Origin of the sequence: Bradyrhizobium sp. SZCCHNRI20481 (assembly GCF_032485055.1) — a bacterium.
GTDB lineage: Bacteria > Pseudomonadota > Alphaproteobacteria > Rhizobiales > Xanthobacteraceae > Bradyrhizobium.
The window spans coordinates 1-26,957 of sequence record NZ_JAUEUE010000018.1; the positions used below are offsets into that span (position 1 = coordinate 1).

Genomic DNA, 26,957 nt, shown 5'->3' on the forward strand with positions numbered 1-26,957 from the left:
GCGGTATCGACCGCGCGCTGCGACAGCTGTCACAACGGCAGCTACACCGGCCAGGGCACCAAGGGGGCCATGGGCACGGCGTCGTATCCGAACCACGTTGCGACAGGCGGCGCCGACTGCGTCAGCTGCCACGCCAAGGCAGCCTCGGGCGGCTTCACCAGCTGGGGCGGCGCGGCGTTCACCCACTCCGCGGCCAACACCAATTGCTCCGCCTGTCACAATGGCTCGAGCGCGAAGGGTTTGACCACGCCGCCGCACATTCCGGTGACCGGCGTCCAGTGCTCGAACTGCCACACCAACACCGCGGCGAGCTTCGCCACCTACACGATGAGCCATACCGCCGTGCATGCGACGCGCTGCGACAGCTGTCACAATGGCGCCTATCGCAGCCAGGGCCGCAGAGGCGCGCAGGGGCCGGATCACAGTGCCAAGTCACAGGATTGCGGCTGCTGCCACGTGCGCGCTGCCGCCAACTTCTCGACCTGGGACGACGACCCGCAGAAGCCGGCCGCGGGTTGCTCGACCACGGCCAGGTCGGTGGTCCCCGCTCAGGCGCCCGTCGCCAAGGCGGTGACGCCAGCCACGACCGCCAACCGGACGATGACGGCGGCCACGACTCCCGAGTCCGCATCGGGCACGAGCGCAGCGCCGGCCACGGCTGCGGCCGGCGCGGCTGCGAAGCCTGCCGCACCATCCAGTTCGACGCTCTTGTTCAGCAGCAAGCCGCTGGCGAATACAGCTGCGACGTCGGCGGCCGCGACGACCGATCCTCGAGCAGGGGCCCCGGCCGGTGCGCCTGCCGCCTCCAAACCCGACGGCGCGGCGAAAGCTGGTGACGCGGCGTCGGTGTCGCAGCCGCTGAGCACTCTCCCGCGGATGACATCCGCCCCTTCAGCGCCTGTGCCGAACGATCCGCGCAGCAAGCTCCTGCCTTCGATCGGTGCCGCCAATCCTGATGCAATGGAGTCGCAGAACGCAGGTCGGGTTCCATCGCTGCTGCCGACGGTCAATCCGAGGGCAGGGCTTGCCGGCTCGAGCGCCACGGAGGCCGGCTCGAGATTCAACCACATGACGGCGCAGGGACCGTGCGCATCCTGCCACAACGGCATGAGTGCGCCTGGCAAGCCGTCGAAGCACATTGCGACTGCGGCGCCGTGCGAGACCTGCCACAAGAGCACGACGACGTTCAGCGGAGCCCGCTTCAGCCACACCGGGACGACAGCGGCCTGCGCGAGCTGTCACAACGGCATGGCCGCGACCGGCAAGCCGCAGAAGCACGTCGCGACCAATGCGCCGTGCGAGACCTGCCACAAGAGCACGACGACGTTCAGCGGAGCCCGCTTCAGCCACACCGGGACGACGGCGGCCTGCGCGAGCTGCCACAACGGCATGGCCGCGACCGGCAAGCCGCAGAAGCACGTCGCGACCAATGCGCCGTGCGAGACCTGCCACAAGAGCACGACGACATTCGGTGGAGCCCGCTTCAGTCACACCGGCACGATGGCGGCCTGCGCGAGCTGCCACAACGGCATGGCCGCAACCGGCAAGCCGCAGAAGCACGTTGCGACCAATGCGCCGTGCGAGACCTGCCACAAGAGCACGACGACATTCAGCGGAGCCCGTTTCAGCCACACCGGGACGATGGCGGCCTGCGCGACCTGCCACAACGGATCATCAGCCGGCGGCAAGCCGCCGCGCCACGTGGTCACCAGCGCGCCATGCGAAAGCTGCCACAAGAACACCGTGTCGTTCTCGGGCGCACGGATGGATCACACCAGCCTCACTGCGCCGTGCGCCAGCTGTCACAATGGCTCCAATGCCACCGGCAAGTCGCCGAAGCACTTCGTGACCAACGTCCCCTGCGAGAGCTGCCATCGGACGGCCAGCTGGAGTTCGGTCAACTACCGGCACATGTCGGCAAGCTATCCGAACCATAGCGCCGCCATTGGCTGCACCGCCTGCCACAGCGGCAATTCGCAAGCCGTCGTGTTCAAGTTCGCGGCCTACAAGCCCGACTGCGCCGCCTGTCACGCGGGTGATTTCCGGCCGCAGCAGCATGCCAAGCTCGTGAAGCCGGCGCCGATGGACTACACCGTCGCCGAGCTCAAGGACTGCACCGGCGCGTGTCACATCTATGCTGACAAGTCGCAGACCGCCATCATCACCCGTCGCCAGCGGCAGCACCGGGTCAATGGAGGCGGCTGGTGATGAGCTGCCGCTTCAGTCAAGCAGCAGCAGCGAGGTCGACCCGATGGGCGATGACTCTGCTGTCCGGCCTGCTCGCAATCCTGCTCGATGGAGCCTTCGGCGTCGCACCGGCCCAGCCCGTCATCGATCAGTTCGTCGCCAGCGCAAACGCCACGACGATCGGCAACTGCAGCCTGCTGCGCGTCAACTTTCATGCTCGCGTGCGCTACACTGGGCATTTTCCGCTGGATAAGGGCAGCCAGCTCAGCGTCTCGCTACAATTGGTCGATCGGGACGCCGTCATCACGCGGCGTCTGGTCAGACGAGAGGGCGTGCGGGTCGACAATGCCCAGAGCTCCGGCATCCAGGACGTCTATTTGACGCTCGATCAGAACAGAGGACCGATCCTCGTCGCTCAGTTTGCTGGCGAGTTCACCTATCAGATCGTGCAATCCGGCAGCTTCGAGCAGGTCACGATCGTGATTGCCCGGAAGGGCCCGGTGTCGGCGTGCAAGGTGAAGGCCCTGGTGCCGAGCGTAGCCGCTCCGGATGCGCCGAAACCGGTTGCGATCCCCGGTGCGGCGGCGTCGGTCCGCAACGACAATCGCACGATGCAGCCGGCGTCCGCGGCGGACATCCGGTTTGCGGAGGCCTCGATGGACGAGGCGCGCGCATCGATCAAGAAAGGCAATTTCAACGCCGCGATCGACCTTCTGAAGAAGGTGCTGAAACTCCCTGAGACCGGCTCGAGCGCAGAGGCGCAGGAGCTGCTCGGCGTCGCGCGCCAGAAGGCCGGGCAGACCGCTGCAGCCCAGGCCGAATTCGAGGACTATCTGCGCCGTTATCCGAACGGCGAGGGCGCTGAGCGGGTGAGGCAGCGGCTCGCTGCGCTTCTGACCGCAACCAGCAGCGCGCCGGCGCGGCCGCGCGACATGTCTCCGGTCAACTCCGATGGCGGAGACATGGGGGCAGGGATGCCAACCAAGTCGGTAGGGCCGAACGGCGATACGCGCTGGTCGATGTCGGGCAGCCTCTCGACCACCTTCATCACCAATGACAGCACCAGTGCCGTCAAGGACAGGGCCATCGCGCCGAACCCGAATGCAGATCCCGATGCCCACCGGGTGCACCAGAACACGCTGCTGACCAATTTCGACTTCCTGGGCACCGCGGACAACGATCGCATCAGGACCAAGTTCAAGCTGGCGTTCACCCACGAGCGCCAATTCGATACGGGCAATGACAAGTATGGCGTCTCGACCGCGCAAGTCGATTACACGCTGAAGGAAGCCGACGTGACCTTGCGCGTCGGACGGCAATCCCGCAACACCGGCGGCGTGATCGGCCGTTTCGACGGCGCGGTGCTGAGTTGGCAGAAGAGCCCCGGGCTGCGCTTGAACGTGCTCGCGGGCTCGCCGAACTGGAGCCGTTTCGACGCACCGTTCAAGGATGGCAAGACGCTCTATGGCGCAAGCATCGATTTCGGCAAGATTCTCGGCGGGCTCGAGACCACCGTCTACCTGATCACGCAATACGACCGCAACATCGTCGACCGCCAGGCCATCGGCGCGGAATTCCGCTATTTCGACACCAACAAGTCGCTGCTCGGCCTGATCGACTACGACACGCATTTCCGCGCGCTCAATGCCGCCGTGTTCTCGGGAACGTATACGTTCGAGGACAAGTCGGTCATCAACGCCTCGTTCGATTACCGAAGAGTTCCATTTCTCTCGACCTGGAATGCGTTGCAGGGGCAGCCGTTCCTCACGCTCTACGACATGATGAAGTTCAATACCGCAGGCGAGATCAGGCAGCTCGCGATCGACCGCACGCCGACATTCCAGTCGGCGATGGTCAGCTATTCGCGGCCCCTGAACGAGACCTGGCAGGTCGCCGCCGATGCCACGGTGACCAATCTGACCGGCACGCTGCCGTCCGGCGGCGTCGACGGCACGCCGGCGAGCGGTCTCGAATATTATCTGTCGGCTCAGTTGACCGGGAACAGCATCATCAAGCCGGGCGATCTGTTCATGGGCGCGCTACGCTACGCGAGCCTGGCGGACTCGAAGTTCTATGTGCTGGATCTTGCCTCGCGCTACCCGATCACGCCCGATCTCGCCATCAGCCCGCGGCTGCGGATGGGCTATAGGTCCGGCACCCGGACCGACTTGAAGGAGTACACGATCCTGCCGTCGCTGCTGGTCAGCTATCTCTGGTCGAAGGAGATCAGCTTGGAAACAGAGATTGGCTACCGGTTCGTCGACAGCACGCTGGCCAACGTCAAGACGACGACAAAGGACCTGTTCGCGACGGTCACGTTGCGGCGCGATTTCAACGCCGACGGTGTCACGAAGTGCAACGCCTCGATCGTCAGCTGCGCCTGGGCCAGGCCTGCAGCGTTGCAAGGCGGCCAAGGCGCGGGCTCGGGCGATATGCCGCTGCGGTCGCGCGCGTCGATCCTGCCGTCCTATATGCTGGAGACCGGAGTGCGCTACTGGTTCAGCTCGGGGCAGAATCGCTACCGCTATTTCGCCGATCAGGCAGCGACGCTTCAGGTCTCCCGGCTGGCTTATGGCGGCATGACCGGGCACAGCGGCGAGATGTTCTTCAGGGTTGATGCGCTCGACGGCCCGTTCACCAACATGTTTCTGAAGGGCTATTTCGGGGCGGGCAAGATCAGCTCGGGCACTCTCGTCGATGAGGACTTTGCTCCTTTCGTCAATCCGTCATCCAAGACCGTCAGCAGCGTGGGCGGGCGGCTGCAATACGCAAATCTCGATGTCGGTTTCAATCTGCTGGAGACGGAGCGTTTCCGGCTTGGTGCCTTCGTCGGCTATCAATATTGGACAGAAACGGTCGACGCGCGGGGCTGCACCCAGGTGGGTGGCAATCCGACGATCTGCAGTCCGGCTCTTGGGGCAGGCGTCAAGGTGGTGACCGAGCAGGATCGCTGGCATAGCGGACGGGCCGGTGTCTCACTCGACACGCGGCTGTCTGACCGGCTGAGCTGGCAGGCGGAGGCCGCTTATGTCTGGACTTCGCAGAATGCGATCGACACGCACTATTTCACGTTCGGGCGCGATCCTGCCTCAGGACAAGGATCCGGATTCCAGGCCGAGACCGTGCTGAACTACCAGTTGACCGACAATTTCCGCATCGGCATCGGCGGACGCTGGTGGCATCTCAGCACCAATGCGGTCGATTCCTTCAATCAGGTCCTGAGATATACGACGGAGCGCTATGGCGTCTTCCTGCAGGGCTCCTACCAGTTCAATCGGGCAAAATAGTCGGCAGGAGTCGTCCAATCATGAACTACCAGATGCGGCCGTTGAGCCTCCTCCCTGAATATGACGCGATGTTCCGCGGTGCGTTGGATCGACTGCATCAGGAACGGCGCTATCGTGTCTTTGCGGATCTTGAACGCCAGGCGGGGCGCTATCCCTATGCGATCTGGCATTCGGGGGAGGGCAAGCGTGAGGTCGTGATCTGGTGCTCCAACGACTATCTGGGCATGAGCCAGCACCCGAAGGTCGTGGGAGCCATGATCGATGCCGCATCGCGTATGGGCACAGGGGCCGGCGGCACCCGCAACATCGCGGGGACGAACCATCCGCTCGTCGCGCTCGAGCAGGAGCTGGCCGATCTCCACGGTAAGGAGGCCGCGCTGGTGTTTACCTCCGGCTACGTTTCCAACGAGGCGGGGATATCGACGATCGCCAAGCTGTTGCCTGGGTGTTTGCTGCTTTCCGACGCGTTGAACCACAACTCCATGATCGAGGGTGTTCGCAAGGCCGGCGCTGAGAAGCAGATCTGGCAGCACAATGATCCTGAGCATCTCGAACGGCTGCTGCGGGCGGCAGATCCCGAAAGGCCAAAGCTCATCGTGTGCGAGAGCCTCTACTCGATGGACGGGGATATCGCGCCTCTGCATCGAATTTGCGACTTGGCCGAGCGCTACGGCGCACTGACCTATGTCGACGAGGTGCACGCGGTCGGGATGTATGGCCCGCGCGGCGGCGGCATAGCTGAGCGCGACGGGGTCATGGAAAGGATCGACATTGTTGAGGGCACGCTGGCAAAGGCCTATGGCTGTCTCGGCGGCTATCTTGCGGCTGGGGCGAACCTGATCGATGCGGTGCGTTCCTACGCCCCCGGTTTCATCTTCACGACGGCATTGCCGCCTCCGGTCTGCGCAGCCGCGACCGCTGCAATCCGGCATCTGAAAGCCTCGACAGCGGAGCGCGTCCGGCATCAGGATCGTGCAGCGCGGCTGAAGTCCGTCCTGACGGCAGCAGACCTGCCGGTGATGCCGAGCGAGAGCCATATCGTGCCGGTGCATGTCGGCGATCCCGAGAAGTGCAGGGCGGCTTCGGAGCTGCTGATGTCGGAGCATGGCATCTACATCCAGCCGATCAATTACCCCACTGTCCCGCGAGGAATGGAACGCCTGCGTCTTACACCTACGCCCTATCACGACGACGCGCTCATGGACCAACTGGTCCATGCGATGATGAAGGTGTGGGACAAACTCCATCTCTGTTACCGCCGGGAGAGCGGCTTCACACGTGGGCATGAAGCGCCATAGCGCTGCCGGCGGAAGATTGGATCAGAAATCGGCACGTCCGGCCGGTGTGCGGAAAGGCGGTCGTGCTTCAACTACTGAACGAACGCAGGTGTTCTCCCGCTCCGAGCGCACCATCCAGCCTCTCCTCCTTTCCAGTCTGTTTCCGGTTGTTTGCGGATGGCCGTGTCCGGCGACGAGTCCGAGCTGTCCGACGGCCCACGCCAGGCATCCGGCCGGATCAGCGCCAGGCCCGATTCCGGATCGTGAAACTTGCGCAGATGCGCCGGCGTTTCGGTGATGATGATCTCGAGGTCGGCCGGATGGCCCGACCTCGTATAGGCGTAGCCACCGAAGAAGTCCTCACCCTTGTCCTGCACGCCGATTTGATCATGCTCGCAATGGTTGCGCTGAGTTTGACTTCCACGAAGCGGTCATCGGATCGTTGTCTTCCGCGCTCTTATGCTAGGGAATGCGGGCAGAATCGGAGCGCTCCTCACCACAGCCGGAGATAGAATTGCGACTGTCAGCCTGAATGAGAATCAATTACCCTGAAATCGTAACCGGGACGAATTGCAGCAATGAACCGTCGCGAGCGCCGAGCTTCGCCCACCAAAGTGAAGCTCCAACCTGCCAAGCCCGATGGTGCCGCGAACTTCTATGACGCTGCCTTGCGTGACGTCGCCAATGGCCGACACGCGGACGCCGAGCGGTGTTGTCATATGGCGCTTGCGATCGATGGAGGGCATGCGCCGACCCTCAACTTGCTAGGGATCCTTGCACTGCAGGCACAGCAGTATGAAGCTGCACTGCGGTGGGTATCCCGCGCGATCCAGCAGGATGTTCAGCCGCAGTACTTCCTGAGTCTTGGCACGGTGCTGCAGGTCCAGGGACGCTCGGATGAGGTGATGAAGGTCGTCGAGAAGGCGAGGGCGCTCGGTCTCGAAAGCGCCGATCTGTGGATGCTGAGGGGCAATGCCCTTGTCAGCCTGCAGCAGCTCGCCGACGCTGTGTTGAGCTTCCAACGTGTGCTGGAACTGAATGCGAGGCATTGGGACGCGGCAAACCAGTGCGGCATCGCGCTTCAACGGTTGGGACGGATCGATGAAGCGCTCGCCTATCTCGATCTGAGCGACGCCTTGCGGCCCAACCATGTACCGACGTTGTTGATGCGTGGTGCACTTCTGAATGGCCTGAAGCGCTTCGACGAGGCCCTTGCCATCTGTCGGCGAGCCCACGAGATCGAGCCCGGCAACTCTGACATCTGCGTCAAGACGGGCATTGTCCTGCGGACGATGCGCCGAGACGAAGAAGCGTTGCAATGGTTCGAGCGAGCTCTGGCTTTGCAACCTGGCTCCAGGGATGCGCTGCACGACAAGGCCTCTGTGCTGACGAAGCTGCGTCGATTCGACGAAGCGTTCGAGGTCTACAGGCAGTTGAAGCGTGCCGACCCGAAAGACACGCTGGCCGATCTTGGAACGGCTCATTTGAACCTGTTGCTGGGGGATCTCGACGCGGGCTGGTCTGGTCGGGAGGCCCGTTGGAGCCTGCCGAGCTCTTATCCGCGCTTCCAGCAACCCATGTGGCTGGGCCAGGACGGCATCGCTGGAAAAACCATTGTCATCGCAGCCGACGAAGGACTGGGCGATACGATCCAGTTTGTCCGTTACGTGCCGATGGTCCTGGCGCTAGGCGCCCGCGTCATCCTCGCCGTTCAAAAGCCGTTGCTACCTCTGTTGTCGAATGTGCCGGGCATTTCGCAGTGCATTCCGGTCTCGGAGGCCGCCGACCTTGCGGGAGTGGATATCCATTGTCCAATCATGAGCTTGCCGTTTGCCTTTCGGACGACACTGGCCGCGATTCCAGCGCCGGTGTCGTATTTGCCGGCGCCTGATCCGGATCGGATTCAAATCTGGCAAGAGCGCCTTGGTGCGCCTGAGAAGTTGCGTGTCGGCCTGGTCTGGTCAGGCAACCCCAATCATCTCGACGACCACAATCGCTCCATCCCATTGCGCATGTTTTCCCGCCTGCTCGGCGAGGACGCGGCGTTCATCAGCCTGCAGAAAGAGCCGAAGGCCGAAGACAAAGCCGTGCTCCAGGAGACGAGCCGGATTGCGGACCTGACGGGTCAACTTGCCGATTTCGCGGACACGGCCGCGCTGATCTCATGTCTGGATCTCGTGATCACCGTCGATACCAGTGTCGCTCATCTCGCCGGCGCGCTCGGCCGTCCCACCTGGACGCTTCTGTCGTATACGCCGGACTATCGCTGGCTGCTCGATCGTGACGATAGCGTCTGGTACCCGAGCATGCGTCTGTTCCGTCAGCGCGAAGGGCGCGACTGGGGCGAAGTCATTGATCGGGTCGGAGATGCTCTTCACAAGCTGATTGTGGCGAGGGCGCCGTCCCTGCCGGTGTCGAGCGAGGAGATCGCGTGATCTGCCGCCGTTTCACTTCGACGACTGGCGGCTTGCCGTCAGCTGCTGTCGGTAACGTTCGGCGTCCCAGTTGAGCAGCAACTGCTCGTGCTGAGACGAGAGATAGCCGATATCGGCCGATAACGGCAGGCGGCTGGTCACGAGCGCGAGGCAGCTCAGCATGGCCTCGGCGCCCGGGCTGGCGTCGCTGCGGATGATGGCGCCGAGACCCGGCGCGAGGACCGCGACGGGCGCGGGCAGGCGGCTCGCGTCCGCCCGTGCGAGCAGCGTGGCGAGGCCGCCGGCGCTCTCGATCGTCGGCAGGCCCGGGCCGAGAAACACGACGTGATCCGGATACAATGATCCGCCGGTTGCGATGGCGCGGTTGAACGGATCGGTGGCGATGCCGTGGCTACCAGCGTCGTGCGGCAGGCGATAGGCGGTGCCGGCGCACACGCGGCGCAAGGCCGCGGCGTCGGCGGCGGGCGCCGGGCGCACCGGCAGCGCCAGCCGGCGCTCGACGTCATGGACCAGCGCCTCGGCCTGGTCGCAGCTTTCGGCACCGACGACGAGGCCGTGATTGCCGAGGATCAGCACGTCGATGCGCTCGCGCGCGACGATTGCACTCACCGCGCGCGCCAGCGGCAGCCCGGGATGAAAGTAGTCGAGATGGCGCCAGGAGAGCCCGACCAGTCGCGCCGAAAATTCATCGCGTGCGTCGCGCCGTGCCGCCCAGGCGATGGTGTTGACGGCATGCACGTGCAGCACGACCCGGTGCGGCAGCAGCGCATGCAGCGCGGTCTCGATCGAGGCGCGTAGCGGGCCGGGGGCTGCCAGCGGAATGCGCTCGTCATCAGCGGCGAGCGCATCGCGCGCCGCAGGCAGGAGGACAGGCACGAAGATGTCCTTCGCGTCGGCGTCGGCAAGCCAGGTGCCGGACGCCTTCACCCACAGCACATCATCCTGCTTGAGCGAGGAGTTGCCGCCGGCGCCTTGCACCAGCTCCACGTTGCGGCCGACCCGCGCCGACATCCGGCGCAAATCATCAAGCTCGGCAGGCTCGCGCATCTCGCGTCTCCTTCTCACCACACCAGGTGCTGCATCGTCCAATTCGGCATGCGGCCTGGCGAAGCCGCGAGCTTGCGCGTCGCGGCAGCCAGGTCGGGCGCACCGGCCAGCGTCGTGCGATGCACGCCATCGCCGAGCAGCAGGCTCTGCAGGCCTGCGGCGCGGGCGCCGGCGACGTCATGGTCGAGCGAGTCGCCGATCATCAGCACGCGATGCGGATGCGGATGGCCGAGCTGCTCCAGCGCAGCCGCGAAGATCGGCGCATGCGGCTTGCCGACGAAGCTCACCGGGCCGCCGAGCCACTCATAGGCGCGCGCCAGCGTGCCGGGCGCAGGCACGAGGCCGCTCGCGCCGAACATCATCAGGTCGGGATTGGCGCAGATCATCGGCAAGCCTCGCGCCGCCGCTCCGGTGAATTGATCGCGCCAGAGGTCCGGCTCGGCGAGGTCGTCATCAAGGCCGCCGAGCAGGATGAAATCGGCGTCGCGCATATCCGTCACGATGACGAGATCCAGCCCGTCGATCAACGAGCGGTCGCCGCCCCTGGTGATCAGGAAGCAGGCATTGCCACAATCGGTGAAGGGCGCGCGGGTTCTGTCGCGCAGGCCGGTCCAGGTCACCTCGCCCGAGGTGAGAATGCCGTCATAGGTCGAGCGCGGCAGGCCGAGCCGGGCGAGGCGCTCGGCATTGGCGCTCGCGCGCTTGCCGGAGTTCGACAGCACCAGGATATGCTTGCCGGCCTCGCGCAGCCGCAGGACGCAGTCATGCGCAGCGGTAAGCACCGTCCTTCCGTCATGCAACGTGCCCCATTGGTCGAGCAGCACGTGATCGAACCTGTCGGCGATGGCGGACAGGCCGCTGATCTCGCACGCCGCCGGCGTCATCGCGGCGGTCCCTGCAGCGCCAGCAGCGCCGTGCCGTAGCTCGCTTCGGTCTGCGCGGCGGCGCTGACGGGCACGCCGACGATGCGCCGGCGGATATCGGTCCAGGCTTCGTTCCGGGCACCGCCGCCGATGCTGATCACCCGCCGCAGCGCCGGCGCGCCGAGCGCGTGCAGGCGCCGATAGGCCAGCGCTTCTACGCCAGCAATTCCTTCGAGCAGCGCCTGGAAGAAGCGATGATCCTCGGCCGGCCGTGGCGTGATCCGCGGCGCCAGCGCGGGATCTGCGATCGGAAAGCGTTCGCCGGGTTTTTGCAGCGGATAGTAGTCGAGCCCGGTGGGCTCGTCCGGGCGCAGTAGTGGTGTCATGCGATCCATGGCGTCGGTGGTGAAATGCGCAAGCAGCGCGGCGCCGCCGGAATTCGATGCGCCGCCGGCGAGCCATTTGTCGCCGAGGCGGTGCGAGTACACGCCCTGATCGGCGGCGAAAATCGGCTGCGTCGCGACCAGCTTCACCACCAGCGTGGTGCCGAGCGAGGTCACCGCATCGCCCGGCGTATCAGCGCCGGTGGCGATGAAGGCGGCGACGCCGTCGGTCGTGCCGGCGACGATGCGCGTCGATGGGGACAGACCGAGCGAGCGCGCGATGGCTGGATCGATATCGGCGAACGGCGTGCCCGGCACCAGAATGCTCGGCAGCACGTCGCGTGGAACGCCGAGCTGATCGATCCACGGCGGCCATTCGCGCCTGACGGGGTCATAGCCGAGCTTCAGGGCGTTGTTCTCATCGCTGACGCCGTGATGGCCGGCGAGGCGTCCGGCGATCCAGTCGGCCTGGTGCACGGCACGCCGCGCGCCGCTGGTGGAGGCGAGCAGATGCAGCAGCTTGGCGAGCGGGCTGCTCGTGCCATGCGCACCGCTCTCGGGCGGTGCGACGGCTGCGATGCGCCTGGCCTCGTCGACCGCGCGGGCATCATTGTACATCAGGCCGAGCGAGCGGGGCCGCCCGTCGGCGTCGATCAGCAGCAAGGTGCCGGAGGTGCCGTCGACTGCGATGCGCGCGACGGCGCCGAGATCGACGATCCTGCCGAGCTTGTCGAGCGCCGCGACCGTCGCCTGCCACCACAGCTCGGGATCCTGGTCGATGGCGTTGCCGTCCTGATGCGGCGCGATGAGCGGAACAGCGGCTGCGCCCTTGATCTCGCCGCTGTTATCGACGGCGCAGGCGCGCACACCGCTCGTGCCCACGTCGATGCCGACAAACAACTCCGTCATGCGACCTCATCCCGTTGTGCGCCGACGAGCATGCCTGTGCTCGCCCGGCGCGTCGTCCCTGACGCGCTGCAGCACGTTTGGGGGATTGACGGCCGGATCGGCGTCTGCAATTTTTTGCAAGGTGTGAAGAATTTTGCAAGCAGGCATTCAGGCGTGACGACAGCTTCCGACAGGGCGCCCATGGTGGACGGCGAGGCCTCGCTCGCGACGCGCGCCGCGTGGCTGTATTTCGCGGCCGGGCTGACGCAGTCGGAGGTCGCCGACCGGCTCAACATCCAGAGCACCAAGGCGCACCGCCTGATCGCGCGCGCCAGCCGCGAGGGCATGATCCGCGTCTTCGTCGAGGGCCCCGTCGCCGAATGCGTCGCGCTGGAGAACGCGCTGGCCGAGCGCTACGGGCTCGCCTTCTGCCGCGTCGCGCCGGATCTCGGCGAGGGCGATCTGCCGCTGAAGGCGCTGGCGCTGGAGGGCGCCAGCTTCCTGCGCCAGGTGCTGGAGCGCGGCGACGACAAGATCATCGGTGTCGGCCATGGCCGCACGCTTGCGGCGGTGGTGGCGCAGCTGCCGCAGACCCCGGCGCGCGACGTGCAGTTCGTGTCTTTGCTCGGCGGCCTCACGCGCAAATTCGCCGCCAACCCGTTCGACGTGATCCATCGTCTCGCCGAGCGCACTGGTGCCGAAGCCTATCTGCTGCCGGTGCCCGTGTTCGCCAATTCGGTCGCGGACCGCCGCGTGCTGATGCAGCAGTTCGGCATTGCCGACGTGTTCGCGCTGGCGCAGCGGGCGTCGCTGCTGTTCGTCGGCATCGGCCAGATCCACGCTGACGGCTTCCTGGTGTCGAGCGGCATGATCAAGCCGGACGAGGTCGTCGAGCTGAAGCGCGCCGGCGCCTGCGCCGACCTGCTCGGGCATTTCTTCAACGCCCAGGGCGAGCTGCTCGATCTCGATCTTTCGGCGCGCGCCACCTCGATGGCCGCTGCCGATCTGAAGAAACACCGCATCGTCGCCATCGGCGGCGGCCAGGCGAAGATCACGGCCCTGCGCGCGGTGCTGCGCAGCGGCTTCCTGAACGGTCTCATCATCGATGAGGTAACCGCTCAGGCACTCGCTACCGACAAGCCGGAGAAAACATCCGGCCACGCCAAGAACAAGAGTCGGAAGGGCAGGTAACGCGAACACGTCTCTACAAAAAACAAAGGGAGGGTTGAATGTACGATCGTGAGAAGAATCTCTTTGCGTCCTATGCCGGCAAGCGCATCAGCCGGCGTGATCTGCTCGACGGCGCTGCCAAGCTCGGCATCGCCGGTGTCGCCGCCAATGCCGCCTTTGCCTCGGCGATGTCGAGGGCGATGGCCGCGGATTTCAACTGGAAGGCCCATAGCGGCAAGACCGTCAAGCTGCTCCTCAACAAGCATCCCTATGTCGATGCGATGATCGGCGACATCGAGGCGTTCAAGAGCCTGACCGGCATGAACGTCAGCTACGACATCTTCCCGGAGGACGTCTATTTCGACAAGGTGACGGCGGCGCTGTCGTCGAAGTCCGATCAATACGACGCCTTCATGACCGGCGCCTACATGACCTGGACCTATGGTCCGGCCGGCTGGATCGAGGACCTCAACACCTACATCAAGGATCCCGCCAAGACCAATCCGGCGTTCGCCTGGGACGACGTGCTGCCCGGCCTGCGCTCCTCGACCGCCTGGGACGGCGTCGCCGGCTCCGAGCTCGGCTCGGGCAAGGCCAAGCAATGGTGCATCCCGTGGGGCTACGAGCTCAACAACATCACCTATAACCGCAACATCTTCGACAAGGTCGGCGTCAAGCCGCCGAAGAACCTCGACGATATGCTCGACGTCGCCGCCAAGATCACCAAGGACGCCGGTGGTCCCTATGGCGTCGGCGTGCGCGGCTCGCGCTCCTGGGCCACCATCCATCCCGGCTTTCTGTCGGCCTACGCGAATTTCGGCCAGAAGGACTTCGTGATGGAGGGCGGCAAGCTCAAGGCCGCGATGAACACCAAGGCGTCGAAGGATTTCCACGAGAAGTGGGTCAAGATGATCCAGGGCTCGGGTCCGAAGAACTGGTCGACCTACACCTGGTACCAGGTCGGCACCGATCTCGGCGCCGGCGCTTCCGGCATGATCTTCGACGCCGACATTCTCGGCTACTTCATGAACGGCGGCGAGAACAAGGAGCGTGGCAATCTCGGCTACGCGCCATTCGCGGCCAATCCGGCCGCCAAGGCGCCGACGCCGAACGTCTGGATCTGGTCGCTGGCGATGTCGAGCTTCTCCAAGCAGAAGGATGCGGCGTGGACCTTCATGCAGTGGGCGGCTTCCGTCGAGCACGACCTGTTCGGCGCCCGCAAGATGGACTTCGTCAATCCAGTCCGCACCTCGGTGTGGAAGGACAGCGAGTTCCGCGATCGGATCGCCAAGTCCTATCCTGGCTATCTCGAGCAGCATGACCTCTCGGCGCCCGGTGCGAAGATCTACTTCACAGCGCAGCCGCTGTTCTTCGATCTCACGACGGAGTGGGCGGCCTCGCTGCAGAAGATGGTGGCCAAGGAGATCAGCGTCGACGAGGGCCTCGACAAGCTTGCCGAGAGCATCAACCGTCAGTTGAAGCAGGCCGGCCTTGGCTGAGGCCGGGCGACGCTCGTTCCATGACCACCCGCCGGTCCGGCCGCTCCCCCACGGGCGTCCGGACCGGCCCATCCCCGCGCTGATGCGATCCCGCTTGTCATGAGCATGGCTGAACTTATCGAGACCAATGCGGTGCCGCGCCGCGCCAAACGCTGGAGCGGGCGGCTGCTGCCGTATCTGTTGAGCCTGCCGGCCCTGCTGGTCTGCATCGCCATCCTGGTGCCGTTCGTCACCGCGGCCGTCTATTCTCTGCAGCGCTACCGGCTCAATCTGCCATATCTGCGCGGCTTCATCGGCATCGACAACTACATCGATTTCCTGTCCGATCCGGCGTTCTGGAACACGCTGCGGATCTCGCTCGTCTACACCGCGGTAACAGTCGTCGCCGAGCTGCTGCTCGGCCTGGGCATCGCGCTGCTGCTGCGGCGGCCGACGCGCTTCCACAACGCGGTCTCGATCGTGCTGCTGCTACCGCTGATGACGGCGCCGGCGATCGCCGCCTTGATGTGGAAGCTGATGACCAATCCGAGCTTCGGCATCCTGTCCTATCTGGTCGGCCTGTTCGGCGCACATGACTTCAAATGGGCCTCCGATCCGTCGACCGCGCTGTTCACGGTCGTCCTGGTCGACGTCTGGGTCTACACGCCCTTCATCATGATCCTGCTCTTGGCCGGTCTGCGCTCGCTGCCGCGTCAGCCGTTTGAGGCGGCCGCACTCGACGGTGTGCCGGCGAGTTTCGTGTTCTTCCGCATCACCCTGCCGATGCTCGCGCCCTACATCATCACCGCCTCGCTGTTCCGGCTGCTCGATTCGATCCAGCAGTTCGACATCGTCTATGCGATGACGCAAGGCGGCCCCGGCGACCGGCTGATGGTGTTCCAGGTCCAGGCCTATCTCGAGTTCTTCCAGTACACCAATGTCGGACGCTCGGCGGCGCTGCTGATGATCCTGTGGCTGATCACCAACATCCTCTCGAACATCTTCATCAAGAACTGGCTGCGGCTGCGCGCACGCGCCCACGGTCACGCCTGAGGGAGGGACGTCATGGATCACTCCAGCCTGGCTGGACGCATCTTTCGCGGCATTGCGCTCGCGCTGGTGCTCGTGTTCTTCATGTTTCCGATTGTCTGGATCCTGCTGATGTCGTTCCAGACCAACGAGCAGATCCTGCGGATCCCGCCGCGCATCTTGTTCGAGCCGACATTCGCCAATTACGAGGCGCTGATCTCGGGCCAGCTGCGCACCGCGGCCGGCAATCTGCAGATCTCGTTCATGCGCAACCTGATGAACAGCTTCGTGCTGTCGAGCGCCTCGGTGATCCTGGCCTTGCTGCTCGGCGTGCCCGCGGCCTATGCGTTCGCGCGCTTCAAGTTCAGGCTCGGCGAGACCATTGCGTTCACGCTTCTCTCGTTCCGCTTTGCGCCCCCGCTGCTGGTGCTGCTGCCGCTGTCGCTGTACTACCAGCAGCTCGGCCTGAACGACACGTATTTCGGCATCGTCTGGGTCTACCAGCTGATCGCGCTGCCGTTGATCCTGTGGATCGTGCGCGGCTATTTCGAGGACATCAGCCCGGATATCGAGCATGCCTACCGGCTCGCCGGCCATTCCTGGCGCGAGGCGTTCACACGCATCGCGGTGCCGCTGGCAGGGCCGGGGATCGCAGCGGCGGGGCTGTTGTCCTTCATTTTCTGCTGGAACAATTTCGTCTTCGCGCTGATCCTGGCCTCGGCCGACAAACAGCCGGTGACGGTGGGCGCGCTCGCCTTCGTGACGGCGTCCGGCATCCAGTACGGCCAGATCGCCGCCGCGATCGTGCTGTCGGTTACGCCGACATTGCTGCTGGCGCTCTACGCGCAGCGTTATCTCGTCGAAGGACTGTCGCTCGGTGCGGTCAAGGGTTGAGGATACATGGCGCGTCTCGAACTGAAAGCCGTCGACAAGACCTTTGGCGCCGCTTGCTGCGCGAAAGGCGTGTCGCTGACGGTCGAGCCCGGCGAGATCGTCGCAGTGTTCGGTCCGTCCGGCAGCGGCAAGACCGTGCTGCTGCGCATGATCGCCGGCATGTTCGAGCCTGACGATGGCGACATCCTGGTCGGCGGGCGCTCGATCGTCGATGCCCCGCCGGAGCAGCGCGGCATCGGCATGGCCTTCCAGAATTTTGCGCTGTTTCCGCATATGAGCGCGCGCGACAATATCGCCAGCGGCCTGCGCGCGACGGGGGCGGCCGACACCGCCGCGAAAGTGACGGCGATGAGCCGGCTGTTGAAGATCGAGCACGTGCTCGGCCACAAGCCTCGTGAACTGTCCAACGGCCAGAAGCAGCGCACCGCGCTGGCGCGCGCGCTGATCGGCAACCCCGAGGTGCTGCTGCTCGACGATCCCCTGCGCAACGTCGACGCCAAGCTGCGTTACGAGATGCGCCTCGAGCTGCCGAGCCTGCTGCGCCGCAGCTCGGCGGCGGTGCTCTATGTCACGCAGGACTATCGCGAGGCGATGGCAATCGCCGATCGCATCGCGGTGCTGATCAATGGCCGTCTGGTGCAGGTGGCGCGTCCCGAGGAAATCTACGCGCGGCCTGCCTCGGTCGCGGTGGCGCGGCTGTTCGGCGATCCCAGCATCAATCTTGCCGAGGTCACGCCGGTGGCGGAGCAGGGCCGACTGACCGCATCTGTCGCCGGGGCGCTGATCCGGCTCGATGCGGACGGCTTGCCGACCAATATGCGCGAGCGCTGCTGGCTTGGCGTCCGGCCGGACGATGTCGTGGTGACGCGTGATGGCGGCGAGGGTGCGATCCCGGCGCGGATCGTCGCGGTCACGCCGATCCACGAGCGCGCCGTGGTGCTGCTGCGCTTCGCCGACGGATCCGAGTGGCTGGCTGCGCTGGCGCCCGAGGCGCTGGAGGCGGATGCGGACGAGGACGTGTTCGTGCGGTTCGCGCCCGATGCGGCGCTGTTGTTCGACCACGCGACGGGAGACCGCATTGGCCTCTCGCCGCGGCGGCAGGCGGCGTGAGGACCTGACATGGGCATGCTCGAAATCCGCAACGTCGACAAAGTCTATCACAGCCGGGGCAAGCCGCCGGTCCATGCCGTGCGCGCGCTCGATATGGAGGTGAAAGCAGGCGAGATCGTTGCGCTGCTCGGCTCTTCCGGCTGCGGCAAGACCTCGACTTTGCGCATGATCGCCGGGTTCGAGAGCGTCAGCTCGGGTTCGATCGCGCTGGCACAGCGGCCGATCCATGATCTGGCGCCGGCGAAGCGCAAGGTGGCGATGGCGTTCGAAGGCTATTCGCTGTATCCGCCGCTCACCGTGCGCGAGAACATCGGCTTCGCGCTGAAGGCGCAGCAGCTGTCGCGCGCCGAGATCGCGCATCGGGTCGATAGCATCGCCCGCCTGGTCGAGATCGAGGATATCCTCGACAGCCATCCGCGCGCGCTTTCCGGCGGGCAGCAGCAGCGCGTCTCGCTGGCGCGCGCGTTGGTGCGCGACGCCGACCTCTATCTGCTGGACGAGCCGATGGGGCAGTTGGAGCCGCAGCTCCGCGCCGTGGTGCGCGGCCGCATCAAGGGCCTGCTCGCCGAACGTGGCATGACGGCGATCTTCGTCACCCATGACCAGACCGAGGCGAGCGCGCTCGCCGATCGCATCGCTGTCATGGAAGACGGCGTGCTGCAGCAGTTCGCGAGCGAGCGCGAGCTGAAGAACCGCCCGGCCAATCAGTTCGTCGCGAGCTTCATCGGTGAGCCGCCGATGAACCTGATGGAGACCGCGGTGACACAGGAGGAAGGCGGCTTCCGTCTGTCCGTGGGCTCCGATGTTGCCTTTCACATTCCCGCGCAGACGTTGGACGTGACGGGACAACAGGCGCTGGTGCAGGCCGATCGGATCAAGGTCGGCATCCGGCCGCAGCGGATCGCGATCGGCAGCGGTGGAACGCGGCTGCGCGTCGTCTCCAACCAGTGGCTCGGCGATCAGTCGCACATTGCGGGCGAGTGCGCCGGTCATCTGCTGGTCGCCGTGATGTCGAGCAGGGTCGTGGCGCGGCCGGGCGACGTCGTGCCGTGCGCGCTGGAGTCACGCCATCTCCACGTTTTCGGCGCCGACGGAGTCTGCGTCCGCCACGCGGAGGCGCGTTGAATATGACCTCCGGAGCGATTCGCGACGTGATCATCGGCATCGACGCCGGGACGTCGGTGATCAAGGCGGTGGCCTTTTCGCGGGATGGCCGCCAGCTCGGGGATTTCGCGATTCCCAACAGCTACACCACCTTGCCGGGCGGCCGAGTCGAGCAGGACATGGAGCGGACCTGGACCGACACCGTTGCGGCCTTGCGCGGCCTCAGCGGCGCGCTGCCGAATCTGGCTCACCGGGTCGCCGCGATCGCTGTGACCGGGCAGGGCGATGGCACCTGGCTGATCGATGCGGATGGCCATCCCGTCGCGCCCGCGCTGCTGTGGCTCGACTCGCGTGCGGCAGGTTTCGTTGAAGCCTTCCGCGGCGGCGAGCGCAATGTCGCGCACTATCAGCGCACCGGATCAGGGCTCAACGCTTGCCAGCAGGGGGCGCAACTGGCCTGGCTGCAGGCCCATGACGAAGAGTTGCTGGGACGCGCGGGCACGGCGTTCCACTGCAAGGACTGGCTCTACTTCAAGCTGACCGGCGAGCGGGTCACAGATCCCTCCGAGGCGACGTTCTCCTGCGGTGATTTTCGCAAGCGCGGCTTCGACGGCGATGCCGCGCGTCTCATCGGCATCGCCGATGCCGCGCGCCTGTTTCCAGATGTCGTCGATGGTGTCGCGACGACGCATGGCTTGACGGCAACGGCTGCGGCCGAGACGGGCTTGCCCGAGGGCGTGCCGGTGTCGCTCGGCTATGTCGACGTGATCTGCAATGCGCTCGGCGGTGGGCTGTATGACCCCACGCCGGAGGTCGGCTGCACCATCATCGGCTCGACCGGCATGCACATGCGGCTGGTGAACGGCGCCGATGCAGTCAGGCTGAATGCCGAGGCGACCGGTTATACGATGCCGTTCCCGGTGCCGGGCCACTATGCGCAGATGCAGTCGACCATGGCCGCGACCTTGAACATCGACTGGCTGCTCGATGTCGCGCGCGGGGTGCTCGCCATGGAAGGCATCGCGCGGTCGCGCAACGATCTGATCCGGCGGCTGGACGAGCGCGTGCTTGCGGCGAAATCGGGCGAGCTGCTGTATCATCCGTTCATTTCCGATGCCGGCGAACGCGGCCCCTTCGTGTCCCATGAAGCTTCTGCGCAACTGATCGGCCTGCGCATCCGTCACGGCTACTGGGATCTGATGCGTGCCGTGATGGAGGGACTGGCCTTCGCCGCACGTGACTGCTACGCGGCGATGGGACCGCTGCCGACGGAAATTCGCCTGACGGGGGGCGCGGCGCGCAGCCGCGCGCTTGGTGCCATTCTCGGCGCGGCACTCGGCAGCACAATTCGAGTCTGCCGTCGCGAGGAGGCCGGCGCGTCGGGGGCGGCGATGATCGCCGCGGTCGCGACCGGGCTCTACTCGGACATGATGATCTGCGCGGAGGAGTGGGTGAGACCGTATCTGGATGAGCCGCAAGCGCCGGATGCGGCGCTGGCGGAACGCTATGCGCAGCTGTTCCCGGCCTATGTCGAGGCCCGCCTCGCGGCGCGGCCGGTCTGGAAGCAGCTCGCCGCACAACGCGCAGGTGCCGATCATGTCTAGCTCCATCGCCATCATCGGCGACCGCTTCATGCTGCCGTCGGTGTTCGCCGAGCGCATCACCGCCGTCTGCGGTGATGGCATCGACATCCGCATGCTCGAGCAGCCCTGGCCGGATGAGCCGATGGAGCACGGCTATGCCGGCTCCAAGCTCGACGGGCTGAAGGAGTTCATGGGCGACCCGGACGAACTGGCCGAGTTCATCGGCGAGGCGTCCCTGCTGGTGACGCATCTGGCTCCGATCTCGCGGGCGATGCTGCAGCGGTTGCCGAGCCTGAAATTCATCGCCGTGTCGCGCGGCGGCCCCGTCAACGTCGACATGCAGGCCGCGCGCGATCACGGCGTGTTGGTCGTCAACACGCCCGGCCGCAACGCGAGCGCGGTGGCCGAATTCACCATCGGCGCGATGCTCGCCGAGACCCGGTTGATCCGTAGCGGCCACGAGTCGATGCGGGGCGGGCAATGGCGCGGCGATCTCTACCGCGCCGACCGCACGGGACGCGAACTCGGCGAAATGACGGTCGGCATCGTCGGCTATGGCGCGATCGGCACTCGCGTGGTCAAGCTCTTGAAGGCGTTCGGCTGCAAGATCCTGGTGACCGACCCCTACGTCCAGCTCAGCGCTGAGGACCGCAACGACGGCGTCGAGCACGTCGCGCTCGCCGGCCTCTTGGCGCGCGCCGACGTCGTCAGCCTGCATGCCCGCGTGACGCCGGAAACCACCGGCTTCATCGATCGCGATGCGCTGGCCCGGATCAAGCCCGGCGCGATCCTGATCAACACGGCGCGCGGGCCGCTGGTCGACTATCACGCGCTGCATGACGCGCTCAGCTCGCAGCGACTGGCCGGTGCGGTGCTCGATACGTTCGCCGTCGAGCCGGCGCCGCCGGACTGGCCGCTGTTGCAGCTTCCCAACGTCACGCTGACGCCGCACATCGCCGGCGCGTCCGTGCGCACCGTCACCTTTGCCGCCGACCAGGCGGCCGAAGAGGTTCGCCGCTATCTCGCCGGCGAGCCGCCGCTCAATCCCTGCTGACGACGAAAGGTTTTCGACATGAATCGCGAGGAACGGCTGATCCGCGAGAACATCATCGCCAAATGCCGATGGATGAATGCGTCGGGCTTGAACCAAGGCACCTCGGGCAACATCTCCGCCCGCTACAAGGACCGCATGCTGATCACGCCGTCGGCGACACCTTACGACTCGATGAAGCCGGAGATGATCGCATCGATGCCGCTCGAGGGTGAATACGGATCTTGGGAAGGGCCGCTGAAGCCTTCGACGGAATGGCGCTTTCATCTCGACATCATGCGCGGCCGTCCGGATGTCGGCGGCGTCGTTCACACGCATTCCACCTATGCCACCGTGCTCGCCATCGCGCGCAAGCCGATACCGGCCTGTCACTACATGATGGCGGCGTTCGGCGGCACCGACATCCGCTGCGCCGGCTATGCGCGTTTCGGCACGGCCGAATTGTCCGAACTCGCGCTCGCGGCGCTCGAGGGACGCAACGGCTGCCTGCTCGCCAATCACGGCATGATCGCGGTCGGTGCCAATCTCGAGAAGGCGATGTGGCTCGCGGTCGAGCTCGAGACCATCGCCCGGCAATATTATCTGTCGCTCGCGCTCGGCCAGCCGCACATCCTGGGCGACGCCGAGATCGCCGAGACGTCGCAGGGGTTTTCGACCTACGGGCTGCAGGAGCCGAAGGCGAAAGCGGCGAAGCCGGCCAAGGCGACGGCAAAGGCGCGCGCCGCCGCGCGCAGCAAGCCAGAGAAGAAGCGCAGTAGCAAGCGATGAATGCGACGGTCTCACGCAGCGGAACCGATCACGGTCTGTTGGACCTCGCCGTGATCGGCGGCGGCATCAATGGCGCTGGTATCGCCCGTGATGCCGCCGGCCGCGGCCTGAAGGTGCTGTTGTGCGAGAAGGACGATTTCGCCGAGGGCACCTCGTCGCGATCGGGCAAGCTGATTCATGGCGGCTTGCGCTATCTGGAGTACTACGAATTCCGCCTGGTGCGCGAGGCCCTGATCGAGCGCGAGGTGCTGCTGGCCTCGGCGCCGCACATCATCTGGCCGATGCGCTTCGTGCTGCCGCACTCGCCGGAGCAGCGTCCCGCCTGGCTGGTGCGCGCCGGGCTGTTCCTCTACGACCATCTCGGCGGCCGCAAGCAGCTGCCAGCGAGCCGCAACGTCGATCTCGCGCATGAGCCGGAGGGCGCGCCGCTGCGCCCCGAATTCCGGCGCGGCTTCGAATATTCGGACTGCTGGGTCGACGATGCCAGGCTGGTGATCCTCAATCTCGTCGATGCCGCACGCAAGGGCGCGACGATCCTGCCGCGCACCCGCGCCGTGAGCGCACGGCGAGAGAATGGCGTCTGGCGGCTGGAGATGTGCTCCGAGAGCGGCGAGCTGCAGACCGTCAGCGCGCGGGCGCTGGTCAACGCCGCAGGTCCCTGGGTGCAGGACGTGGTGCAGGGCGTCGCCGGGCTCAACTCGGCGCACAATGTGCGGCTCGTGAAAGGCAGCCATCTCGTGGTGCCAAAATTCTGGAGCGGATCGCAGGCCTATCTGCTGCAGAACACAGATCGCCGCGTCATTTTCGTCAATCCTTATGAGACCGATCTGGCGCTGATCGGGACCACTGACATCGTGCATGACGGCCGCGCGGAAGACGTTGCGATCGACGGTGCCGAAGTCGACTATCTGCTCGCCGTGCTCGACCGCTATTTCCGGGCTGCGCCCGGCAAAGGGGATATCATTCACGCCTTCTCGGGGGTGCGGCCGCTCTATGACGACAACGCCGACAATCCGTCGGCGGTGACGCGCGACTACGCGTTCGAGGTACATGGTGCACCCGGGCAGCCGCCGCTGCTGTCGATCTTCGGCGGCAAGATCACGACGTTTCGCCGGCTTGCCGAACAAGCGATGGAGCGCCTCGCGCCATGGTTTCCGCAGCTGGCGTCGGCATGGACGGCGGGCGCGTGTCTTCCGGGCGGCGATCTCGGTGCGCCGTTCGATCAGTTCCTTGCTGATCTCGCCGGCGAGTATCCGGGATTGCCGCCGGCGGTGCTGGCACATTATGCGCGGCTCTACGGCACCCGGGCGCGCGACCTGCTCGGAGCATCCCGCAACGTCGGCGATCTCGGCCGCCATTTCGGTTCCTCCTTTTATGAGCGCGAGCTCGTTTTTCTGCGCGAGCAGGAGTGGGCCGTCACGGCCGCCGACGTCCTCGACCGGCGCACCAAGCATGGCTTGCATCTGAGCCGTGCCGAGCGCGAGGCGTTCGAGCATCAGCTCTGATCGCGTCTTGACGCCTCGAGCCCTTCCGCGACCACCGCAGCGCTTGGCGGGTGCCGATGACACGCCCCGGCAAACCGTGCTATCGAGCGCCCGCGATATGGATCGCGACGCGCCTGGAGACGCGGAATTCGGCACAATCCGGACCTTTCGCCGATGCTTGACGCGCCGATCGCTTCACAATCAAACCGCCCGACGACCTCCTGAATTCGACGCCATGCGGGACCAGATCAAAGCGAGAGCCGACCATCGGCGCGGTCCGCGGCAGGCAGGCATTGTCGACGCCTGGACCAGGGCCGCGTCCGGATCCTGGATGGATCGGCGCTGGACCCCCTGGATCATCGTGCTGAGCGGCCTCGTGCTGGCTCTGCTGTGTGATGCCTTCGTGGCGCACATGCTTTCCGTCAACTATCGGGAGACCTATCGGGCCACCGAGGCCGCCAACGGCGATCTTGCCCGCGCGCTCGAAGAATACATGTTGCGCAACATCCAGGGCGTCGACGTGCTCTTGAACACGACGATCGACAGTCTCAAGCAGGACCCATCGCTGCTCACCGCCGGCAATCCGGCCCTGATCGACGAGCTGAAGCGCAGGGTGGCGCCGTATCCCGCCGCGGGCGGCATCGTCGTGATTGATGCGGACGGCAACCTGCTCGGCGACAGCGCCGGCAACGGAGTTCCCGGCCGCGAGAACAATTTCGCCGATCGGGCCTATTACAAGGTCCAGCGCGATGACCCCGGCCGCGGCCTGTTCATCGACGTGCCGGTGGCCTCGCGTGTGAACAAGGGTCTGTTCATCGCGGTGAGCCGCGCCTTGATGATGCCGGGCGGACGTTTCGCCGGCGTGATCGTCGTGGCCGTCGACTACGAGAATCTGCGGCAGTTCTTTCTGTCGCTGAACGTCGGGCAGCGCGGAACGGTGACGCTCTATCGAGACGATGGCACGATCCTGCTGCGCTCGCCGAACGCCGACGATTTTGCCGGCCGCAACGTTCGGTCCAATCGTCTGTTCAGCCAATATCTCCCGCAGGCGCCTCACGGCAACTTCGAGGGCAGCGGCATGACGGATGGCACGTCGCGGAGCATCAGCTATCGACGCGTCGCCGGCCTGCCGCTGGTGGTGACCGTGGCGCGCGATCCGGTCGAGTATCTGGCCGGCTGGAAACACAACGCGCTGTACTACAGCGCCATCGCCGCCGGGCTCAATCTGCTGATCTCGGGATTCGGCCTCGTCCTGGCGCGGCAATGGCGGCTGCGCGCGGCATCCGAGCAGGCGCTGCGCGACAATTTCGAGCAGCATCTGCTGGTCACGGAGAACGTGCCCGCGTTGATCGTCCAGGTCGGCGCCGACGGCGACATCCGCTACGCCAATCGCGTCGCACGCGAATGGTACGCGCAGCCGCCCACCGGAGCCGGCCGCAGCCGCAGGATCGACGACTACATCGATCCCGGGCGACGTGGCGAGGTGAGGCCGAAGATCGAGGCCGCGCTGGCCGGCCGCACCGCGGGCGGCGAGGAGAAGATCGCGTTTCCCGACGGCCGTGAACGCTGGTGCCAGACCATTCGGGTGCCGGATCGCAGCCAGGATGGCACGGTGCGCGGCTATTTCGTGCTGTCGGTCGACATCACCGAGCGCAAGCGCATCGAGGACGAATTGCGCCAGGCCCAGAAGATGGAGGCCGTCGGCCAGCTGGCCGGCGGCATCGCGCACGATTCCAACAACATGCTGGCGGCGACGCTCGGCAATCTGGATCTGCTGCTCGACGCCTTGCCGCCCGCCGATGTCTCCTGCCGCAGCATGGTCGAGCGGGCGATCGAGGCGGCGGAGCGGGTCGCCGATCTCAACCGGCGGCTGCTGGCCTTCGCCCGCAAGCAGGCGCTGCAGCCGCAGATCACCGACGTAAATCAGTTGGTCAGCGGGATGACGACGATCCTGCAGCGGACGCTCGGCGAGAACATCGAGATCGAATTGGCGCAGGATCCGATGCTGTGGCACTGCCTGATCGACCCGACGCAATTGCAGAACGCGCTGCTCAATTTGGCGCTCAACGCGCGCGATGCGATGGATGGCGGCGGTCGACTGACGATCACGACGACGAATGCCGTGCTCGACCAGCCGCTCGATGACGGCGACGAGCGCATCATGCCCGGGGACTACGTGACGATCGCGGTGTCGGACATGGGGGCCGGCATGCCGCCCGAGATCGCGCGCCGCGCCTTCGAGCCGTTCTTCACCACCAAGGAGTTCGGCAAGGGCAGCGGCCTCGGCCTCAGCATGGTCTATGGCTTTGCGCGGCAATCGGGCGGCACGGTGCTGATCGACAGCCGGGTGGCGGAGGGCACGTGCGTCACGCTGTATCTGCCGAGCGCGGGGCCGGGCGTCACCGGTCGCGCGCGCGCCGGCGCGGCGCGGCTGGCGCGGCCGCAGACCGGCGAACGGATCCTGGTCGTGGAGGACAATCCGCTGGTGGGCGCGATGGCATCGACCATGCTGACATCGATGGGCTACAGCCCGGTCGTCGTCATCAATGCGACCGCTGCGATCGCCGAGCTGGAGCGGCCGGATCCGATCGCGCTGCTGCTGACCGACATTCTGCTGCCGGATGCCATGACCGGCATCGACCTGGCGCGCGAGGTGCGCCGCAGATGGCCCGAGCTGCCCATCGTCTTCATGTCCGGCTTCGCCGACCCCTCGCTGGTGCCGGAGGAATTCCGGGCGACGACCAGGCTTCTCGCCAAGCCGTTCCGGCTGAGCCAATTGTCGGAGGCGATCGTGTCGGCCTTGGCCGGCAGGACAGCGACGTGAGTCCGCAGCGATCATGCGGTGAGGGATCCCTCGTTCGCCCCGATCCACAGCGCCGTCCGGGCGAGCCGTCTCCGCCTCGCGGCGCGTGATGCGTC

The 26,957-nt window shown here is 65.8% G+C and carries 19 protein-coding genes; 15 read left to right on the top strand and 4 right to left on the bottom strand.

The genetic code is table 11. The features are described from left to right. From QX132_RS26330 to hemA, 3 genes are all read left to right on the top strand, one after another. On the top strand, nt 1–2,208 hold a 2,208-nt coding region (locus tag QX132_RS26330), incomplete at its 5' end, for a hypothetical protein (protein ID WP_410052891.1). Nucleotides 2,209–2,258: 50 nt separating this feature from the next. Continuing rightward, nucleotides 2,259–5,474: a hypothetical protein gene (locus QX132_RS26335; RefSeq protein WP_316163241.1), complete on the top strand. Its 3,216-nt coding sequence runs from the start codon at nt 2,259–2,261 to the stop codon at nt 5,472–5,474. 32 nt (nt 5,475–5,506) lie between these two features. Next, on the top strand, nt 5,507–6,772 hold the full coding sequence (hemA, locus tag QX132_RS26340) for a 5-aminolevulinate synthase (protein ID WP_410052896.1): 1,266 nt from the start codon (nt 5,507–5,509) through the stop codon (nt 6,770–6,772). A gap of 71 nt (nt 6,773–6,843) precedes the next feature. Here hemA and QX132_RS26345 read toward each other — a convergent pair whose 3' ends face one another. Beyond that, on the bottom strand, nt 6,844–7,128 hold the full coding sequence (locus QX132_RS26345) for a hypothetical protein (protein ID WP_315784616.1): 285 nt from the start codon (nt 7,126–7,128) through the stop codon (nt 6,844–6,846). Between the two features lie 201 nt (nt 7,129–7,329). Between QX132_RS26345 and QX132_RS26350 the strand changes: the two genes are divergently transcribed. Further along, nucleotides 7,330–9,186, top strand: coding sequence for a tetratricopeptide repeat protein (locus QX132_RS26350; RefSeq protein WP_315784613.1), 1,857 nt, complete (start codon nt 7,330–7,332; stop codon nt 9,184–9,186). Nucleotides 9,187–9,198: 12 nt separating this feature from the next. Here the strand turns inward: QX132_RS26350 and QX132_RS26355 are convergent, their stop codons facing one another. Genes QX132_RS26355 through QX132_RS26365 form a run of 3 tightly spaced genes read right to left on the bottom strand, consistent with a single transcriptional unit; the run spans nt 9,199 to nt 12,388 of the window. Then, the gene (locus tag QX132_RS26355; protein ID WP_315784611.1) at nt 9,199–10,233 is read right to left on the bottom strand and encodes a class II aldolase/adducin family protein; all 1,035 of its coding nucleotides are present in this window, start codon (nt 10,231–10,233) and stop codon (nt 9,199–9,201) included. Between the two features lie 14 nt (nt 10,234–10,247). After that, entirely contained in the window at nt 10,248–11,117 is an 870-nt protein-coding gene (locus QX132_RS26360; protein ID WP_315784609.1) for a TIGR01459 family HAD-type hydrolase, read from the bottom strand. Then, complete coding sequence (locus QX132_RS26365) at nt 11,114–12,388, bottom strand: FGGY-family carbohydrate kinase (protein ID WP_315784607.1); 1,275 nt, start codon at nt 12,386–12,388, stop codon at nt 11,114–11,116. The genes QX132_RS26360 and QX132_RS26365 overlap by 4 nt, the downstream gene beginning before the upstream one ends. Nucleotides 12,389–12,568: 180 nt before the next feature. Between QX132_RS26365 and QX132_RS26370 the strand changes: the two genes are divergently transcribed. The 11 genes from QX132_RS26370 (at nt 12,569) to QX132_RS26420 (ending at nt 26,862) form a co-directional block, all read left to right on the top strand. After that, nucleotides 12,569–13,558 (top strand): sugar-binding transcriptional regulator, encoded by a 990-nt coding sequence (locus tag QX132_RS26370; protein WP_315784636.1) that lies wholly within the window; start codon nt 12,569–12,571, stop codon nt 13,556–13,558. 38 nt (nt 13,559–13,596) lie between these two features. Continuing rightward, on the top strand, nt 13,597–15,036 hold the full coding sequence (locus tag QX132_RS26375; RefSeq protein WP_315741296.1) for an extracellular solute-binding protein: 1,440 nt from the start codon (nt 13,597–13,599) through the stop codon (nt 15,034–15,036). A gap of 99 nt (nt 15,037–15,135) precedes the next feature. After that, nucleotides 15,136–16,068 (top strand): carbohydrate ABC transporter permease, encoded by a 933-nt coding sequence (locus tag QX132_RS26380; RefSeq protein ID WP_409999125.1) that lies wholly within the window; start codon nt 15,136–15,138, stop codon nt 16,066–16,068. 12 nt (nt 16,069–16,080) lie between these two features. Beyond that, entirely contained in the window at nt 16,081–16,938 is an 858-nt protein-coding gene (locus QX132_RS26385; protein WP_315741294.1) for a carbohydrate ABC transporter permease, read from the top strand. Nucleotides 16,939–16,944: 6 nt separating this feature from the next. After that, entirely contained in the window at nt 16,945–18,048 is a 1,104-nt protein-coding gene (locus tag QX132_RS26390; RefSeq protein WP_316163243.1) for an ABC transporter ATP-binding protein, read from the top strand. Between the two features lie 15 nt (nt 18,049–18,063). Further along, nucleotides 18,064–19,173, top strand: coding sequence for an ABC transporter ATP-binding protein (locus tag QX132_RS26395; RefSeq protein ID WP_316163312.1), 1,110 nt, complete (start codon nt 18,064–18,066; stop codon nt 19,171–19,173). Nucleotides 19,174–19,175: 2 nt separating this feature from the next. After that, nucleotides 19,176–20,756 carry an FGGY-family carbohydrate kinase gene (locus QX132_RS26400; protein WP_315775269.1) on the top strand — a complete coding sequence of 527 codons (1,581 nt, stop codon included), beginning with the start codon at nt 19,176–19,178 and terminating at the stop codon, nt 20,754–20,756. Further along, nucleotides 20,749–21,789 carry a 2-hydroxyacid dehydrogenase gene (locus QX132_RS26405; protein WP_316163244.1) on the top strand — a complete coding sequence of 347 codons (1,041 nt, stop codon included), beginning with the start codon at nt 20,749–20,751 and terminating at the stop codon, nt 21,787–21,789. The genes QX132_RS26400 and QX132_RS26405 overlap by 8 nt, the downstream gene beginning before the upstream one ends. Nucleotides 21,790–21,807: 18 nt before the next feature. Next, nucleotides 21,808–22,554, top strand: coding sequence for a class II aldolase/adducin family protein (locus tag QX132_RS26410; protein WP_316163245.1), 747 nt, complete (start codon nt 21,808–21,810; stop codon nt 22,552–22,554). Beyond that, nucleotides 22,551–24,059, top strand: a complete 1,509-nt coding sequence (locus QX132_RS26415; RefSeq protein ID WP_316163246.1) for a glycerol-3-phosphate dehydrogenase — start codon at nt 22,551–22,553, stop codon at nt 24,057–24,059. Before QX132_RS26410 ends, QX132_RS26415 begins: the two co-directional genes overlap by 4 nt. A 310-nt stretch (nt 24,060–24,369) precedes the next feature. Further along, nucleotides 24,370–26,862: an ATP-binding protein gene (locus tag QX132_RS26420; protein WP_316163247.1), complete on the top strand. Its 2,493-nt coding sequence runs from the start codon at nt 24,370–24,372 to the stop codon at nt 26,860–26,862. Nucleotides 26,863–26,957 lie beyond the last annotated feature (95 nt).